Here is a 17,385-nt window from a genome sequence, read left to right on the forward strand (position 1 = left end):
TTATCTATTTGTTTCAATCTCTTGCGGTAAAATTAAGTTTAGTAGAATACCAGCTAGTGCTGCTAATGCCATACCTTCAATTTCTAAATTAATACCTATCCCATTTAAGTTGAAGACGAGGTTGCCAATACCTATTACTAGTATGACTGATGCAATGACAAGATTTCGGTTACTTGCAAAATCAACCTCACTTTCTACAAGCATTCTCAGACCACTTGCTGCAATAATTCCAAAAAGTAATATCGATACACCTCCCATAACAGGTGTTGGTATAGATGAAACCAATGCTGTGAATTTGCCTACAAATCCTAATATTATAGCTATGACTGCAGCACCTCCAATCACATATATACTATAAATTTTTGTGATAGCTAATACGCCGATGTTTTCTCCGTAAGTTGTACTTGGAGGACCACCTATAATACTTGCAAACATTGTTGACACACCGTCACCAATAATGGATTTATCTAATCCTGGATCTTTAAAGAAATTTCGTCCCACGATTTTGTTAATCACCATTTGATGTCCAATATGCTCACTTACCGTAACAAAAACGATTGGTATTAAAACGAGCACCAAACCTAGATGAAATGATGGCGTGTAATCTTTAAACGGCAGGTACACCTCTGGAAACTGAAGCCATTTTGCTTCGGCTACAGGTTTAAAGTTAACAAGTCCCATAAAAATTGAAACAATGTAACCCGTTATAATGCCTATTAATACAGGTATAAGCGACAAGAAACCTTTAAAGTATCCTTGAACCATAATCGTTACAAGCAATGTAATCATTGCTACTATTAAATAACTTAAGTTATAACCCTTCATATCCCCTGAATTTTCAAACATTGCCATGTTAACCGCAGTAGGTGCCAGACTCAAACCAATCACCATAATGACAGGTCCGACAACTACAGGAGGGAGTAAGTGCATAAGCCACCCTGTTCCACTTAATCTAATAGCTAATCCGATGAGCACATACATTACACCGCTCATAAACAATGCCACTAACATGTCACCTAAGCCATGTGAATTCAATCCAGTTATGATTGGTGTGATAAATGCGAAACTTGAACCTAAATATGCTGGTATTTTCGCTTTTGTAATTAGTATATACAATAATGTCCCTATGCCTGATGCTAGTAAGGCAGATGATATGGGTAATCCAGTTAAAAAAGGTACGAGAACAGTCGATCCAAACATTGCAAATAAATGCTGGGTGCTTAAAAATGCCCATTGTCCTAATTTAGGTTTATCTCGTACATCTAATACTGGTTTAGCTGTCCGTTCAAACATTGTTTCATTTTCCATGACTTTCCGCTTCCTCTCATAAAAAAAGTCTCTTTACATTGTTTTCATGTAAAGAGACTTAAAAAGTATCAATCCTCAAATCAAAATTTAGCTCATTCAAACAAAATTACTGCTTAAAGCGTAAGGTTTGTTATTTGAATACTAGGCTTAAATTAAGATTAGATGATATGGAGAGAATCTATAGTATATGTTTTATATAATATAACTATATTTTGAAATGTGGTTGCTTTGAAACTTCATTTTGACTTCCACATGATTCTCTTCCCTTTTTCAGTCTCTCGTACTGAATTAAAAGGTGTTGATTTATTCAATTACAACTGCATTTCTATTATCTATTTCACTAAGAAAAACTGAGACAGCTTCTTCTCTAGCAGTAGGTATGTTTTTACCAACAAAGTCTGCGCGTATCGGCAGTTCTCTATGACCGCGATCGATAAGTGTTGCTAGCCCTATTTTTCTAGGTCTTGCATATTGAAGTACTGCATCAAGTGATGCTCTAACTGTGCGTCCAGTATATAAAACATCATCCACTATAATTACGACTTGATTTGTTATATTGACATCAATTTCATACGTTTGTTCTGCAGCTTGATCTATTGTCTGTTCCAAATCATCTCTAAATTGTGTAATATCAATGGTACCTGTTGGAACAGTGATTTCTTCAATTTGTTCGATTTTTTGTTGTATTCGTCGCGCTAAAAATGCCCCTCTTGTTTTAATGCCTAACAAAATTAAATCATCAGTACCTTTATTATATTCTAAGATTTCATGTGCAATACGTGTCACTGTTCTTTGTATTGCTGCTTCATCCATAATCACTCGTTCTGACATTTTGGGCACCTACCTTAATCTTAATGATATAAAAAAACCTCACATCTTCAGAAGACATGAGGTTGCATAATAAAATATTACAAACAAAAAGCAGAGACATTTCTGAATTTCAGATGATTTCTCCATCATAACCCATTTTGTGTCTGTGATTACGATTTTTATCGCGTTTACTATAAAACTACGATGGCTTTTAGCTATTTTTGTGACTAAAATGCTTTGTTTGTATATTCTATTTTCATTACATGTCTTCGAAGCCTCTCTGGACTTTCAATTAAAGACGTTCGTTCTTTATTAAACTGTCATTATATTATCATGAATAACATGTCGTTGCAAGTCTATATTAGAATATAGTTCGATTTGTAAAAGCAATCGCTTCAATTCAAATATCATGGTATGACTTTCAATTTGTCATATAACTTAGCCTTATTAATTATCAGATTTACGAATATCATTTAAAAGTTGTTCAAAATCATCTGGTAAAGGTGAAGTCTTTTCAATGTAAGCTTGTGTAACTGGATGTTCAAAACCAATTACTGCCGCATGCAATGCTTGACCACCAATATCTAATGTTTTCTTCTGACCATATTTTGGATCTCCTACTAATGGATAACCAATATATTTCATATGCACACGAATTTGGTGGGTACGACCTGTTTCTAACTGACATTCTATTAAAGTATACTTATTAAAATGTTCTAATACATTAAAGTGAGTGATTGCGTCTTTACCATCATCGACTACAGCCATAGATTGACGGTCATTTTTATTTCGACCAATAGGTGCATCAACAGTACCATAATCATGTGGAATGTTACCATGTACTAATGCAATGTATTTACGCGTGACTGATTTATCTATCAATTGTTCAACTAAACTACGATGTGCAATATCGTTTTTCGCAATCATTAATAAACCTGAAGTATCTTTATCAATACGATGTACAATTCCCGGACGTATTTCACCATTTATACCAGATAAGTCTTTCATTTGATACATTAAACCATTTACTAATGTACCTGTATAATGACCTGCAGAAGGATGTACTACCATACCCTTAGGTTTATAAACAATTGCGACATCATCATCTTCATAATAAAAATTTAGATTAAGATTTTCTGGCTTAATATCTGCCTCAACAATTTCTTTTTCAGTTACTACAATTTTATCATTTAGCTTAGTTTTATAATTGGATTTTATCACTTTATCATTGACTTTAACTAAACCTTCTTTAATCCAATCTTGCATTTGAGTACGTGACCATTCAGCATTAAACTCAGGCAAAAGTTTATCTATTCGTTGTCCTGCGTTAGCTGGGTCTTCTATGTTAAACTCATGAAACTCCATACACTATCTCTCCTATTCTTCTGTCCTCATATCCCTTAACAAAGCGATTATTACTAAAACGACGCCTATAGTTAAACTAGAATCAGCTACGTTAAATATTGGAAAATTATAACTAAATATATAAGTATCAACAAAGTCTACAACTTCACCGTTTAATACACGGTCAATAAAGTTACCTAAAGCACCAGCAAACAATAAACTTATAGCAATTTGCATCAATAAATTATGCTTCGCTTCTTTTATAAAAAAGACAATGAGTATAATTAGAATAATGACAGTTATGATATAGAAAAAAGCCATTTTTCCACTTAAAATCCCCCATGCTGCACCATTATTTCTATGTGAAGTGATGCTCAAAAAATTAGGGATTACTTCAAATGAGTCACCAATTTGCATTGTTTTAGTTATTATAAATTTTGTGATTTGATCTAATATAAGTATAACAATTGTTATAAATATAGAAGTACCAATATAGTACTGACGTTTCATGTCTGTACCTCCTATTTATTCTACGTGCGGTCGATTTTTACAACAACTCTCATTATATCCTAATCAAACTTATAAAAAAAGTTACAGTTCAAATATTAAGTTATTTTTTTGAAACATTATTCAAATAGACATTATTTTAAAGTACAGAATAATAATTAAATCTAAACTGAATTCCGTCGGGACCAGTCAATAATTTATGTGTTGTTTCTGGAAAGTGAAAATCTACGCATGCTAGACCATAAGTTTTATGATTTTCTATGCGTTTAACACTTGATAGCCAATTATTCACTACAAGATGCTGATGATAACCATTTGAAGCCAAATATACTGCACTCTCTGTTTCTACAGAAGATGGTACCAAACCAAAGTAATTTTTATAATATTGTTTAACTCTATTTAACCGAATTGTTTTTAAATTAATATATCCGATAATACTGTCATCAGGAATGCCTTGCCATTTCTCATCTGAGACATATGTTAATAATTTAGGTACATTTAATGGTTTTGTTTCTAAAACTGCTTTTTCATTTTCAATAGACCATTCATCAATTGGATTGTCTACATAAAACTCTAAGCCATTTCCTTCAGTATCTTCTAAATATAATGAAGTTGAAATATCATGTTCTCCACCGTTGATTGGTATTTTATATTCACTTAATTGTACAAGTAGGTCTGCTAAATCTGTTTTTGTTGGTAATTTAATAGCTAAGTGAAATAAACCTGCTTCTGAAACAAGTGGTTCTCTTCCTATATTTATTTGATTAAGTGTCATGAAGTGATTTAGATTTCCAATCTCATATTGAATCGTAGAATATGATTCATTCACTACATTTAATCCAATTATGTCTCCATAAAATTTTTTCATTTCATCTTTGTCTCTCACATTTAATATAATGCCATTTACAAAATGCGCACTTTCGTTATGGAACATATTTAACACCTTTCTAATTACTTATTGCATTCATTATATATGAATTGTTCAATTTTAAATTTCAATATGCTCATTTTAATTTAAAAATTGGATTTGCTAAATAACTCGCTTAAGTTTTTTATATTAGAGAAAAGAAAACCTGGGACATCACAACGATGTCTCAGGTTATTCAAAAATATTAGTCGAAAGTTGTTGTAATGTTTAAAATACATACCGAATTTAACTTGATTCAATTCAAATATGTTGGAACAAAACTGTGGAATATTTTGTTAATACAGTTATTGCCATGCTCCTGCATTTTCATTTATAAATATTTAAACAAGTGTTTTAACAACTGCTTGACAACGTGGGCATAAGTTATCTAGTTCGCCTACAGAACCTAATGTTTCACTATAATTCCAACAACGTTCACATTTTTCTCCGTGAGCATGTTCAATGTGGATATCACCGTATTGATATGCTTCTCCATTTTCAACTTTATCAACTACCTCTGCTTGTGAAGTAATGAATAGTTGTTGTAAATCAGAAAATTGTTGTAAAAACGTAGTTGCATCAAAGTTATCATTACTACCGATTACTACTTTGGCTTCTAATGATTTTCCAATTACTTTTTCATTACGTGCAACTTCTAAAGCTCGGTTCACATCGTCACGTAATTTCATAAAAGTATTCCATTTTTCCATGAATTCAGCATCAACAGCGACACGTTCAGGCATGCGTGATAAATGCACACTTTCTTCCTCTACATGTGGAATATGTGACCATACTTCTTCAGACGTATGTGCAAGAATAGGCGCTAATAGTTTCGTCATGTCTACTACAATTTGGTATAACACAGTTTGCATACTACGACGTTTATGTGCATTTTGCTCTTCTATATATAAGATGTCTTTACCATAATCTAAATAGAAATTACTTAGTTCAACGTTAATGAAATTTTGTAATTCTTGATATATATCTAAATAATCATAGTTATCATAATTATCTAATGTGTTCGCAGTAAATTCACGTAATCTATTTAATAAATATTTATCTACTTCTAATAAATCAGATTCTGGGACTGCATCTGTTGACGGATTATAATCATTTAAATTACCCAACATAAATCTTAATGTATTTCTAATTTTACGATATACGTCAGAAGTTTGTTTTAAAATTTCATCTGAAATACGCACATCTGATAAATAATCAATACTACTTACCCAAAGACGTGCAATATCTGCACCTTTTTGTTTTACTATTTGATCAGGTACGATGACATTGCCTAATGATTTACTCATTTTTTTACCTTCGCCGTCCATTACGAATCCATGTGAAAGTAACATTTTATATGGTGAAATACCTCTTGTAGCAACAGATGTTGTAATTGAGGAGTTAAACCAACCACGGTACTGGTCACTACCTTCTAAATATAAATCAGCAGGATAAGATAATTCTGGACGCTCTTCTAATACACCACGATGTGATGATCCTGAATCGAACCAAACATCCATGATATCTGTTTCTTTTGTAAATACACCATTCGGACTGCTTGGATGTGTGAATCCGTCAGGTAATAAATCTTTAGCTTCTCGCTCAAACCACACATTTGAACCATGTTCTTGGAATAAATCTGCAACATGATTAACAGTTTCTTTAGTCATAATAATGTCGCCGTTTTCCGCATAAAATACTGGTAATGGCACGCCCCAGACACGTTGACGTGAAATAACCCATTCGCCACGGTCTCTTACCATGTTGTAAATACGAGTTCTACCCCAATCAACCTTAAAGTGTGTATTTTCGATTGCATCTAAAATATCTTGACGTACTTTATCAATAGAAGCAAACCATTGTGGAGTTGCACGGAAAATAACAGGTTTCTTAGTACGCCAGTCATGTGGGTAACTATGTGTCATGAATTCTAATTTCAATAATGAACCATTCTCTTTTAATAAATCTGTAATTTCTTTATTGGCTTTATCGTAGAACATACCTTCAAATTGGCCAGCTTCTTCTGTAAATACGCCTTTATCATCTACAGGGCTGATAACAGGCAAGTTATATTTTTGGCCTACAATAAAGTCATCTTCCCCGTGTCCAGGAGCCGTATGAACACACCCTGTACCAGCATCTGTTGTAACATGTAATCCATTAATCACTAGTGACACACGATCAGCAAATGGATGTTGTGTTTCGATGTATTCTAAGTCACTACCTTTGAATTCTTTTTCTAGTTCAATGGCATCTTCGTCCCATTCTAATGCTTCAGCAACATTAGCTACTAAGTCTTTGCCGATGATGTATTTGTCACCGTTCACATTATATTGACCATAAACTAAATCTGGATGTACTGTGATTGCAACATTAGATGGTAATGTCCAAGGCGTAGTAGTCCAAATAACGAATTTTGCATCTTCAGCAACAATACCTTTACTATCTTTAACATCAAATGCGACATAAATAGATGGCGAACGCTTATCTTGATATTCAATTTCTGCTTCAGCTAATGAAGATTCACTAGATGGTGACCAATAAACTGGTTTTTTACCTTTATAAATAAGTCCTTTATCAGCCATTTCACCAAACAAACGAATTTGAGCAGCTTCATATTCTGGTTTTAAAGTTATATATGGATTAGCAAAATCTCCTTTAACACCAAGGCGTTTAAAATCTTTTTTTTGATTTTCAATTTGCTCTAACGCAAATGCTTCACATTTTCTTCTAAACTCAGCAATTGATAATTCTTTACGCTTAACACCTTTTTTAGTAAGTGCTTGTTCAATTGGTAATCCATGTGTATCCCAACCTGGAACATATGGTGTATAGAAACCTTGCATTGTTTTATAACGCGTAATAAAATCCTTCAAAATTTTATTTAACGCATGTCCCATATGTAAATTACCATTTGCATATGGTGGACCATCATGTAAAATGTAATGTTCATTATCTTTGTTTTTTTCTAATGCTTTTTGATAAATATCATTAGCATCCCATTCTTCTTGAATCTTTGGTTCTTTATTTGGTAATCCTCCACGCATTGGAAAATTCGTTTTTGGCATTAATAACGTATCTTTGTAATCCATTTCCTACACTCCTTATTACAATATTCTGACTTGTCTAGTATCTAACAATAAAAAGAACTCTAAGTTCAATTAACAGGGACGATATTTACCGCGTTACCACCCTGATTAACTCAACTTAGAGTTCTCTCATTGCATGTTATTCAATTAAAACGACAGTGATATAAGAAACAAATATATATTAGGCTCGCACTATCCCTAACTCGCTTGAATATATCGACTGTTTCTTACGCGTCTGTTGTTTATTGTTTATTCTCATTATCTGTTGCTTCTGCATCCGCTTCTGCTGCACTATCTGCTTCAGCTTTTGCTTTCATCGCTTTTTCTTCTTCAGTTAATTCATTTTCATTTAAATGATTAATGTTCTCTTGCGTTACTTGTTCAGAATCAAGGTCATAATTCAATAAATAATCCCAATCATCATTTTTGAGTAAATCTAACTGTGCTTCTACTAACATACGGAAACGAGATCTAAATATTTTAGACTGACGTTTCATATCTTCTGTTTGGAAAGAAAGTCGACGAGCTTTTTCAACTGCATCATTGACAATACGATCTGCTTCACTTTTCGCTTTTGCAATTGTTGCCTCTGCATCTTTATTTGCTGCTGCTTTCGTTTCTTCTCCAGCTTGTTTCGCTTGAACTAATGCATCGCTCACTGATTGATGCACATCTTTATAAGATTGAATATTCGTTTCTTTATCTTCAACAACTTTTTCTAATTGTGCTTTATCTTCTTTTAAACGTTCAATTTCATTACTGAGTTGTTCTAGATAACTTTCAACTTCAGTTGGTTCAAAACCCGTTTTAACACGAGTAAATGATTTGTTTTTTATTTCACTTGGTGTAAAAGCCATGCGTCATTATCCTCCTTTTATCATACACTATTTTGTTATTTCATTAAATATCAGAAATAAAATTTATTTTATATAGTATCAATGCTAATTTTAGTCGTTAAAATTCGGTTGTTTTACACTTTATAAGTATAACTTATTTAAATAAAGTTTTGTAGGAAATTCGTGTTTTATCTTTTTTTGTTTTTCCACCGATATCAACAACCATTGCTCTTCCGTATCCTTGAATAGACAGTAAGTCACCTTTGTCCAGTTGGAAATCAGCAGAATCAATGATCGTATGGTTAACTTTAACACGTTTCTTTTCAATTAACTGTTTGCTAATAGAACGCGATTTACGAATCATTTCTTTTAGAACGACATCTAAACGTAAACCAGATACGGTTGTCTCAAATGAGTGCCAGTTCTCTTTTGATTGTATCATATCTTTTATTGGTATCGCATTTAGTTTAACTGTAGCGCCTTTAATTTTATTTAATTCCAATATAATATATGATTCTAATTGCTTTGTCAAAGTAAATTGTATACTTTCATCTACCACAATGTCACCTAATTGGTCTCTTTCGATACCTAATGACATGATTGTACCCAGTACATGTTGATGTTGAAGTGTGACAAATTTTTGAGGATAATCAATTTCAAAAAGAATGATTTCAAAATCTTCCACTTCAGGTTGAAAGTAATCTGGTGCTATGATAGCTCTTTGTCTCTCAGCAAATAGTCCTCCATAAAATGTAACTTCTAAATCTTGAAAACTACCAACTATAACATTTAATATATATTGGCCTCTGGGATCTAAAAAAGAAGTTAACACAGGCGCAAATTGCTCATTGGCACGATAACACTTATCGATAAGTTGATCGATTAATTCATGCTCTTCTTTTCTAAAATGTTGATAAATATCGATGTGATTTCACTCCAAATATAAGTTAAAGCACCTCTCGTTTTTAACGTTAGGTGCTTAACATTTATTTTAAACTTTATTCAATTATTATTTATTCTCAGTACAAAACTTACACTAAATTTCTTAAAATCAAACTAAAAATATTTGCCAAGCCAGTTTGGAATAATACAAGTACAATTATTGCAACAATTGAAGAAATATCAATCATGCCAATGGGCGGAATAATTTTACGGAATGGTTCTAAAAACGGCTCATACAATTTTGATAAAAATCGACCGAATTTATTTTCCCGTGCACCTGGAAGCCATGACATAAAGAAATACACAATCATCCCAAAGTAATAAATTTTGACCAAGAATAAAATAAATTGAAATATATTTGCTAATAAACCTATATCCATGAATGTTTACCTCTATTCACCTTGGTATTCCATATTTTCAATTTGGTCCGTTATGCTTCCTGCGACTTCAACATTATCTGGCGTACATAAGAATATATCAGAACCTACACGTTGAATGTCTCCACCAATTGCATAAACGGTACCGCTTAGAAAATCGATAATTCTTTTTGCAGACACTTTATCAATACGTTGTAAGTTTACTAAAGTTGCTCTGCGATTTTTTAATTCATCCGCAATATCTTGAGTATCTGAAAAGACGCGTGGCTCAAATAAACACATTTTAGAACTTTCTTGCGTAAATCCATAATTATTTTGTTCTTGATTATTCATGTTCACAACGTTCCTAGTATTATTTTTAGGTGCACTGTTATTCATTTGATACTTCCTTTCCCCTGTTGATTGTTGTAATCTTGTTGGTTGTTTTTTGGGTACGGACTGTATACGTTGTCTTTCTGTATTTTCAGTTTGTTGATTATTATAATTTGTTTGAGACTGTGCTTGTTGTCTATCTTGTTCTTCTTCGGGTGGCGCTTTTAAATCATCGTCTTCCTCTTCAACTACGAAAAAACCACTAAATAAATCTTTTAAAGCCACGGGGCTCACTCCTCTTTTCCTACAAGTTTAGTCCCAATTCTCAAAAATGACGCACCTTCTTCAGCTGCTAAATGGTAATCATTACTCATTCCCATCGATAACTCTGTGCATGGTGCATAATTTAAATTGAGCGCTTTAATTTCATCTCTTTTTGCTCTTAATGATTTGAATAAATCTTTAATGTACGGTTCATCGTCCGTATATGGTGCCATTGTCATAAGACCAGTAATTTCTATGTTTTCATATTGCTCTAAATCTTTAATAAACGTATCTACTTCATCTAAAGCGATGCCTTGTTTTGACGTTTCTCCAGAAACATTTACTTGAACAAAACATTTCACTTTATGTTCAGCTCTTTTATTAATCTCTTTTGCTAATTTCAGACGATCTAAAGCGTGAAAATAGTCGATATCATTGATTACTTCTTTAACTTTTCTTGTTTGTAAAGAACCGATAAAATGCATGACTACATCGTCTGGTAAAGCTGCTTTTTTTTGTTGAAAACCTTCTAAACGATTTTCACCAAAGTGTCTAATACCTGCTTGGTAAGCATCATTAGCTCGCTCTATTGTAACATATTTTGTCACTGCTATCACGTGTGGGACTGTTGTAATATTTCCTTTTTTACAATGTATGTCCAATTGATTATTTATTTGCGTTAAACTTTGCTGTACATCCAATTTTTATACACCTCTTAGTTATTGACCAATATAAGCTAACATACGACCAGTATTACCTTTCTCTACTCTATATGAAAAGAATAAAGTTAAATCTTCTGAAGTAGCATAATCTGTTATATAAATATTATTTTGGGGAACGCCACCATACGCTAGCAACATAGCATTTGCTTTTTTTAAGTCTATACCGTGACGGTTTTCTGCTCTCGTCTCAATATATTGATGTGAATCTATAGGTAAGCGCTCAAATTTACTTTTAATATCATCATTAATTTCATATGAATTTGCTGTTGCTGGTCCTATAACAACTTTTAAATCATTAAAATCAAATGGTATATGTTTTAACATTTGGTTGCCAATTTGTCCTACTGTACCACGCCAACCCGCATGAGCCAAACCAATAAAATCATGCTTTTCGCTGTAAAAATAAATTGGTACACAATCTGCATAACACATGGTTAATAAAATATCTTTTTCAAATGTATACATACCATCTATACCATGTAACGCATTAGAAAGTCTATCAATATTTGTACCCTTATCTTTGTTAGTAATTTCAACCACTTTATTTTCATGTGTTTGAATCGGAAAAACCCATTGATTTGTGGGAAACTGAATTACAGAAGCAAGTAACATTTGATGCTTTGTAACATTATCTTGATCATCATTAATATATCTTGCCATGTTAAATGCATTTTTCGGGTAATTACTAAATCCATCTTCTCTTGTTGTTATACCCAATTTCACATTGTTTAATTGATTGTCATCATATTTTAAAATATGACGATCTTTGATAAATTTCTCTTGCATGTCATAAACCTCCAGCTATTCAACATTTACAAACTATCTAAAGTCATTGGGAGATTCTAAATAATTGGAAACTACATTTTGTCCATAACGAATTATTTCACATCTAATTATATGCCAATTTCTAAATTCAAAAAAGTCATCAGATCTTTGGACCTGATGACATCTATATGTTTTATGTTGTCTTAATTAATATTAATTATTATGAAAAACTAACAGAAGAAGAAGTTCATTCGAGATTAACGTCTAGTTCTTCTAGAACGTCTTTCTTCACGATTTCTAATAAAGCTAGGAATATCATCTTCATTTGCACTATCTGTAGATTGTGATGCACTAGAAGAGAATGAATCTTCTTTTGCAGTTGTACTTCCAGATGATGCACTATTGCCGAATCCAGTATTTGATGCTTTGCGACCTTGAGATGATGGTTTATCTTCAAATCCAGTAGCAATTACTGTTACCACAATTTCATCTTGTAATTCTGGATTAATTACAGTACCGAAAATCATATTAACATCTTCGTCTGCTGCATCTTGTACAATATCTGCTGCTTCCTGTGCTTCGAATAATGATAGTGATTCTCCACCAGTAATGTTCATTAACACACCTTGTGCACCCACAATAGAAGTTTCTAATAATGGTGAAGAAATAGCTTTTTTAGCAGCTTCTACTGCACGGTTTTCGCCAGAAGACACACCGATACCCATTAACGCAGAACCTTGGTTAGACATAATTGTTTTAACGTCTGCAAAGTCAAGGTTAACTTCACCTGAAACAGCGATTAAATCTGAAATACCTTGAACACCTTGACGTAATACATTGTCAGCTTCTTTAAATGCTTCCATCATTGGTGTAGACTTATCAACAATATCTAATAAACGGTCATTAGGAATTACGATTAATGTGTCAACAGCAGCTTTCATTGATTCTACACCAGCAGCTGCTTGTGTTTGACGTTTACGGCCTTCAAATCCGAATGGACGCGTAACAACACCAACTGTTAACGCTCCCATTTCTTTTGCGATTTTCGCTACAACTGGCGCAGCACCTGTACCAGTACCGCCACCCATACCTGCTGTTACGAACACCATATCCGCACCTTGGATGGCATCTTCAATTTGCTCACGCGATTCTTCGGCAGCTTTTTTACCTATTTCAGGGTTTGCACCAGCGCCTAAACCACGCGTTAATTTTTCACCAATTTGGATTTTAGACTCAGCTTTAGATAAGTTTAAAGCTTGTCCATCCGTATTGATGGAAATAAATTCAACATTATTCATACCATGATCAATCATTCGGTTAACAGCGTTATTTCCGCCGCCCCCTACACCGATGACTTTTAACGTCGCTAAATGATTAAATCCTTGTTCAAATTCTAACATTTAAATTTCCTCCTAGTTTTAGTGGCCAATCAATCGAATAGAGATTTCATAAGTTTCTTGAACTTACTTTCTTCTTTGTCTTGAGGTTTACTTTCTTCTTCATGTTCTTGTTCTATGTTGTCTTCATGTTCGTATGCCTCAGACGCTTCTGGTTCTTCTATATCAGAAGTTGATGTATGTGGCTCTTCTTGTTTGTTTGATTTCTTTTTGAACCAATCAAATCCGCTTGACTTCGTACTATTTTCTCGATCATTTGATTCTATGACTTCTTCTTCAAATTCTTCACTGTCATGATTATTAATTGTAACATAATCTAGTAATTCGTCGAAAGTAATGCTACTAGAAATCGTTGAAATCGCTGAAGAAAACTCTGGTTTTCTTATGCCCATTTGTGATGGTGTATGAATTCTTACTTTTTCACTTACCATATCTTGAAGCAATTCTTTAACGCCTAGTAAATTAGCTGAACCACCAGTTACAACGAAACCTCCATTTACCTTTGTAAGACCTAACTCTTGTAATACATCAAACACATTAAAGAATATATCTTCCACACGTGCTTCTATTACATCTGCTAAATCTTTTTGAGTAAATTGCGCTTCTTCTTCACTATTTACTTGGTCAATAGTGAATACATCATGATCAGACGCTGAATCAAAGAAAGCGTGACCATATTGATGTTTAATTTTTTCAGCCGTTTCATATGATGTATTTAAACCTTTTGCAATATCTTCTGTTATATCTCTACCAGCCATTTCTATAGCATCAGCATCTACGAGCTCTCCTCTTTCGTAAAATGCTAATTGTGTTATATCTTCACCTATATCAATGATGCATGCGCCAAGTTCTTTCTCCGTTGCTGAAAGTACTGATCCATAGTTATATGCATCAGAATAAACATCTAACACGTCTACACCACAAGATTCTACACATTTAATCATGTTTATTAAGATTGATTTTTGAATTGCAATGACACCAGCTTCTACTTTCAAACTGTGTCTAGCAATGAGTTCTTTAGGATCTGACACTTCATTTTCGCCATCTACAACAAATTTAATTGGGAAAGCGTTTATTATTTCTGTTTCGGGTACATCATTTTTTTCACGTATACCTTCCAGTACACTTTCAATGTGTGTACCATCTAGTTCAGTATCTTCATAAAATTCAATTTCATTTGATTCATCAAATACCTCAGTACCGATAATTGGAAGTTTTAAAAACACTTCTTTAACATCGACGCCTGATGCAATAGAGGCTTTTTTGATTGTATCTTTAACCGCTTGTTTTGCGATGTCGAAATCATCAATAAGACCATTTTTTATACCACTTGTGTAGGTCTGTCCTGTACCTATCACATTTATTCCATTGTGAAATTTTTCGCCCACTATCGCTTTAACACTTGACGAACCGATATCTATACTTACATAATAATGCTCTTCCATAGATAGGCACCTCCTGACAATTACTTATTCATGTTCACACTATTAACAGTTTACAATACGTTTTGACGCTTGTGAACTATAAACACATGTATTTGTCTAAATTTTTTAATTATTTTTGTCTGATTCTTTATTTATCTTATTTAATGCACTTTGTAACTCGTCTTTAGCTTTATCTTCCTCTGTATTTCCTTTATCAACATTTTGATCACTTGTTGATTTAGTCGTACTTCCACCACTATAAGGAATGAAAGAAGCGCCAACTGACAAATCAATGTAACCTGATTTTTTTAAACTTCCTGATTCATCACGTTCTAATGATTGTGACATTTGAGGATAATACTTCATCTTATTGGCAATAGTATTTAAATTACCTACAATTTGAATCTCATCTGTCGTAAATAATTTGATTTGATTTTGTAAATTTTCTTGTGGATCATATTGCACTTCTGCAATCATACCTCGAACTTTTGCAGGCATTTTTGATAATTCTTGTATCATTTTTTCTTTTTTCTCTTTTTTGAATCCTTCTAGTACGGGACCGTCATCTGTCACATTACTTTCTTCATAATTTTCTAACTCTGTGCCATCTTCAAGAATGGGTACATAATCATCTTTCTTTTTAACTAAACCAACAATTTGACTTTCTGTCACTTTAACATTCAACTTATTCGGTAATACTTTAGTCACTTCTGCATGTTTTATTAATTTATTCTTTTTTAAATTCTTAACAGCTGTTGAAGTACTATAGGTATACATTCTTGAATCATCTTTCACATTGATAGCTTTTTTAATAGAAGTTTTAGATACATTATCATTACCTTCAATGGTCACTGTGTTGATTTTACTTAATGGTGTGAACATATAAATAAGAATCAGCAAAATAATAAATAACAAAATACCGAAAATCGCGTATTGGATTTGTTTTTGTTTTTTACGTCGCTTTGCACGTTTCTCTTTTAAATATTCAGAATCAAATTCACTAACTTTATCTGACATTTATTTCACAACCTTTAAAGTGAAGGTAAATGCGCTTGGAAACTCTTAATAAACTTATTCCCGCGCTCTTCGAATGTATTGTATTGATCCCAACTTGCACAAGCTGGCGATAATAACACAACGTCATTAGGCTCAATAATTGATTGTACTTTATCGACTGCATCTTCTACATCAGTAGCCTTTATTACATATTTGCCTTGATTCTCGCCTAATTTCACAAATTTATCTTGTGTTTCACCAAAAGTTACCATCACTCTGACGTTATTCATATATGGAATCAATTCATCAAATCCATTTCCTCTGTCTAAACCGCCACACAACCAAATAATAGGTTGTTTAAATGAATTAAGCGCAAATTGAGTTGCTAAAGTATTAGTAGCCTTAGAGTCATTGTAGTACTTATTAGTTTTATTTGATCCTACATATTGAAGCCTATGTTCTATGCCTGAAAATGTTGACAAACTATCTATAATTGCTCTTACAGAAATACCTGCTAATAATGCAGCTAACACGGCAGCAAGTATGTTTTCTAAATTGTGTTCACCAGGTAGTACTAAGTCATCTTTATGAATAAGTCGGAAACCTTTAAATGTAATATAATCATCTTTTACGTAGATACCATCAACCTCTTGCTGTGTTGAAAAATAATATACTTTTGCTGTTAAAGACTCAGATTCAATCAAATGGCGTTGATGATAATTACATATTAAGTAATCATCTTCTGTTTGATTTTTATATATTTGTTTTTTGGCATTTTGATAATTCTCTAAATTTTCATGATAATCCAAATGTGCCGAATAAATATTTGTAATAATTGAGATATGTGGTTTATATTTATCAATCCCTAGTAATTGAAATGAAGATAATTCAGTTATAAGGTAATCCTCTTCATCTACTTCTTGTGCCACTTTTGAAGCAACATAACCTATATTGCCAGATAATTTACCAGTAATTCTACTTTTTTTAAACATATCTCCAATTAATGAAGTTACCGTTGTTTTTCCATTTGTACCTGTCACACCAATAATAGGTGCTTTTGAAACTAAATAACTTAATTCCACTTCAGTAAGTATTTGTAGTCCTCGGCGTTCCGCTTCTTGAATCAACGGAACAGTATAAGGTATGCCAGGGTTTTTAAAAATGAGTGGATCATTATCAAGTAAAGAAAATGGGTGCTCCCCACCAACAACTTTGACACCCATATTTTCTAAATCAATTGCATGTGCATCTCGACTTAAATCCTTGCCGTCGTTGACAACGACATTTGCGCCAAGTTTTTGTAATAATTTTGCTGCTTCATATCCGCTTTTTGCTAATCCTATTACTAATACATCTTTATTTTCTAAACCTGTATATTTCAGCAA

Annotated in this window: 16 protein-coding genes; all 16 read right to left on the reverse strand. The window is 32.9% G+C overall.

The features are described from left to right. The 16 genes from KA824_RS07835 to murD all read right to left on the reverse strand — a co-directional run bounded on the left by KA824_RS07835 (nucleotide 1) and on the right by murD (nucleotide 17,385). Nucleotides 1–1,308 (reverse strand): uracil-xanthine permease family protein, encoded by a 1,308-nt coding sequence (locus tag KA824_RS07835; RefSeq protein ID WP_107383728.1) that lies wholly within the window; start codon nucleotides 1,306–1,308, stop codon nucleotides 1–3. A 303-nt stretch (nucleotides 1,309–1,611) separates the two neighbouring features. After that, nucleotides 1,612–2,139 (reverse strand): bifunctional pyr operon transcriptional regulator/uracil phosphoribosyltransferase PyrR, encoded by a 528-nt coding sequence (gene pyrR, locus KA824_RS07840; protein WP_107383727.1) that lies wholly within the window; start codon nucleotides 2,137–2,139, stop codon nucleotides 1,612–1,614. Between the two features lie 426 nt (nucleotides 2,140–2,565). Further along, complete coding sequence (locus KA824_RS07845) at nucleotides 2,566–3,483, reverse strand: RluA family pseudouridine synthase (RefSeq protein ID WP_107383726.1); 918 nt, start codon at nucleotides 3,481–3,483, stop codon at nucleotides 2,566–2,568. A 12-nt stretch (nucleotides 3,484–3,495) separates the two neighbouring features. After that, nucleotides 3,496–3,972, reverse strand: coding sequence for a signal peptidase II (lspA, locus tag KA824_RS07850; protein ID WP_019469324.1), 477 nt, complete (start codon nucleotides 3,970–3,972; stop codon nucleotides 3,496–3,498). A 136-nt stretch (nucleotides 3,973–4,108) separates the two neighbouring features. Beyond that, nucleotides 4,109–4,903 (reverse strand): VOC family protein, encoded by a 795-nt coding sequence (locus KA824_RS07855; protein ID WP_107383725.1) that lies wholly within the window; start codon nucleotides 4,901–4,903, stop codon nucleotides 4,109–4,111. Nucleotides 4,904–5,217: 314 nt separating this feature from the next. Next, nucleotides 5,218–7,968, reverse strand: a complete 2,751-nt coding sequence (gene ileS / locus KA824_RS07860; RefSeq protein ID WP_210133254.1) for an isoleucine--tRNA ligase — start codon at nucleotides 7,966–7,968, stop codon at nucleotides 5,218–5,220. Nucleotides 7,969–8,207: 239 nt separating this feature from the next. Continuing rightward, complete coding sequence (locus tag KA824_RS07865; RefSeq protein WP_107383723.1) at nucleotides 8,208–8,822, reverse strand: DivIVA domain-containing protein; 615 nt, start codon at nucleotides 8,820–8,822, stop codon at nucleotides 8,208–8,210. 133 nt (nucleotides 8,823–8,955) lie between these two features. Continuing rightward, entirely contained in the window at nucleotides 8,956–9,726 is a 771-nt protein-coding gene (locus KA824_RS07870; RefSeq protein ID WP_181187556.1) for a YlmH family RNA-binding protein, read from the reverse strand. 106 nt (nucleotides 9,727–9,832) lie between these two features. Next, on the reverse strand, nucleotides 9,833–10,123 hold the full coding sequence (locus tag KA824_RS07875; protein WP_107385915.1) for a YggT family protein: 291 nt from the start codon (nucleotides 10,121–10,123) through the stop codon (nucleotides 9,833–9,835). Nucleotides 10,124–10,135: 12 nt separating this feature from the next. Next, a complete protein-coding gene (locus KA824_RS07880) occupies nucleotides 10,136–10,717 on the reverse strand; it encodes a cell division protein SepF (RefSeq protein ID WP_107383720.1) in 582 nt (193 codons plus the stop codon). 5 nt (nucleotides 10,718–10,722) lie between these two features. Continuing rightward, nucleotides 10,723–11,397, reverse strand: coding sequence for a YggS family pyridoxal phosphate-dependent enzyme (locus KA824_RS07885; RefSeq protein WP_181187478.1), 675 nt, complete (start codon nucleotides 11,395–11,397; stop codon nucleotides 10,723–10,725). 18 nt (nucleotides 11,398–11,415) lie between these two features. Next, nucleotides 11,416–12,204, reverse strand: coding sequence for a peptidoglycan editing factor PgeF (gene pgeF / locus KA824_RS07890; protein WP_107383718.1), 789 nt, complete (start codon nucleotides 12,202–12,204; stop codon nucleotides 11,416–11,418). Between the two features lie 236 nt (nucleotides 12,205–12,440). Further along, the gene (gene ftsZ / locus KA824_RS07895) at nucleotides 12,441–13,583 is read right to left on the reverse strand and encodes a cell division protein FtsZ (protein WP_064263619.1); all 1,143 of its coding nucleotides are present in this window, start codon (nucleotides 13,581–13,583) and stop codon (nucleotides 12,441–12,443) included. A 29-nt stretch (nucleotides 13,584–13,612) separates the two neighbouring features. Then, the gene (gene ftsA / locus KA824_RS07900; RefSeq protein ID WP_107383717.1) at nucleotides 13,613–15,025 is read right to left on the reverse strand and encodes a cell division protein FtsA; all 1,413 of its coding nucleotides are present in this window, start codon (nucleotides 15,023–15,025) and stop codon (nucleotides 13,613–13,615) included. A 105-nt stretch (nucleotides 15,026–15,130) separates the two neighbouring features. Beyond that, the gene (locus KA824_RS07905) at nucleotides 15,131–16,021 is read right to left on the reverse strand and encodes a cell division protein FtsQ/DivIB (RefSeq protein ID WP_107383716.1); all 891 of its coding nucleotides are present in this window, start codon (nucleotides 16,019–16,021) and stop codon (nucleotides 15,131–15,133) included. Between the two features lie 14 nt (nucleotides 16,022–16,035). After that, the gene (gene murD / locus KA824_RS07910) at nucleotides 16,036–17,385 is read right to left on the reverse strand and encodes a UDP-N-acetylmuramoyl-L-alanine--D-glutamate ligase (protein WP_107383715.1); all 1,350 of its coding nucleotides are present in this window, start codon (nucleotides 17,383–17,385) and stop codon (nucleotides 16,036–16,038) included.

The organism is Staphylococcus sp. GDY8P198P (genome assembly GCF_017891615.1).
Classification (GTDB): domain Bacteria; phylum Bacillota; class Bacilli; order Staphylococcales; family Staphylococcaceae; genus Staphylococcus; species Staphylococcus cohnii.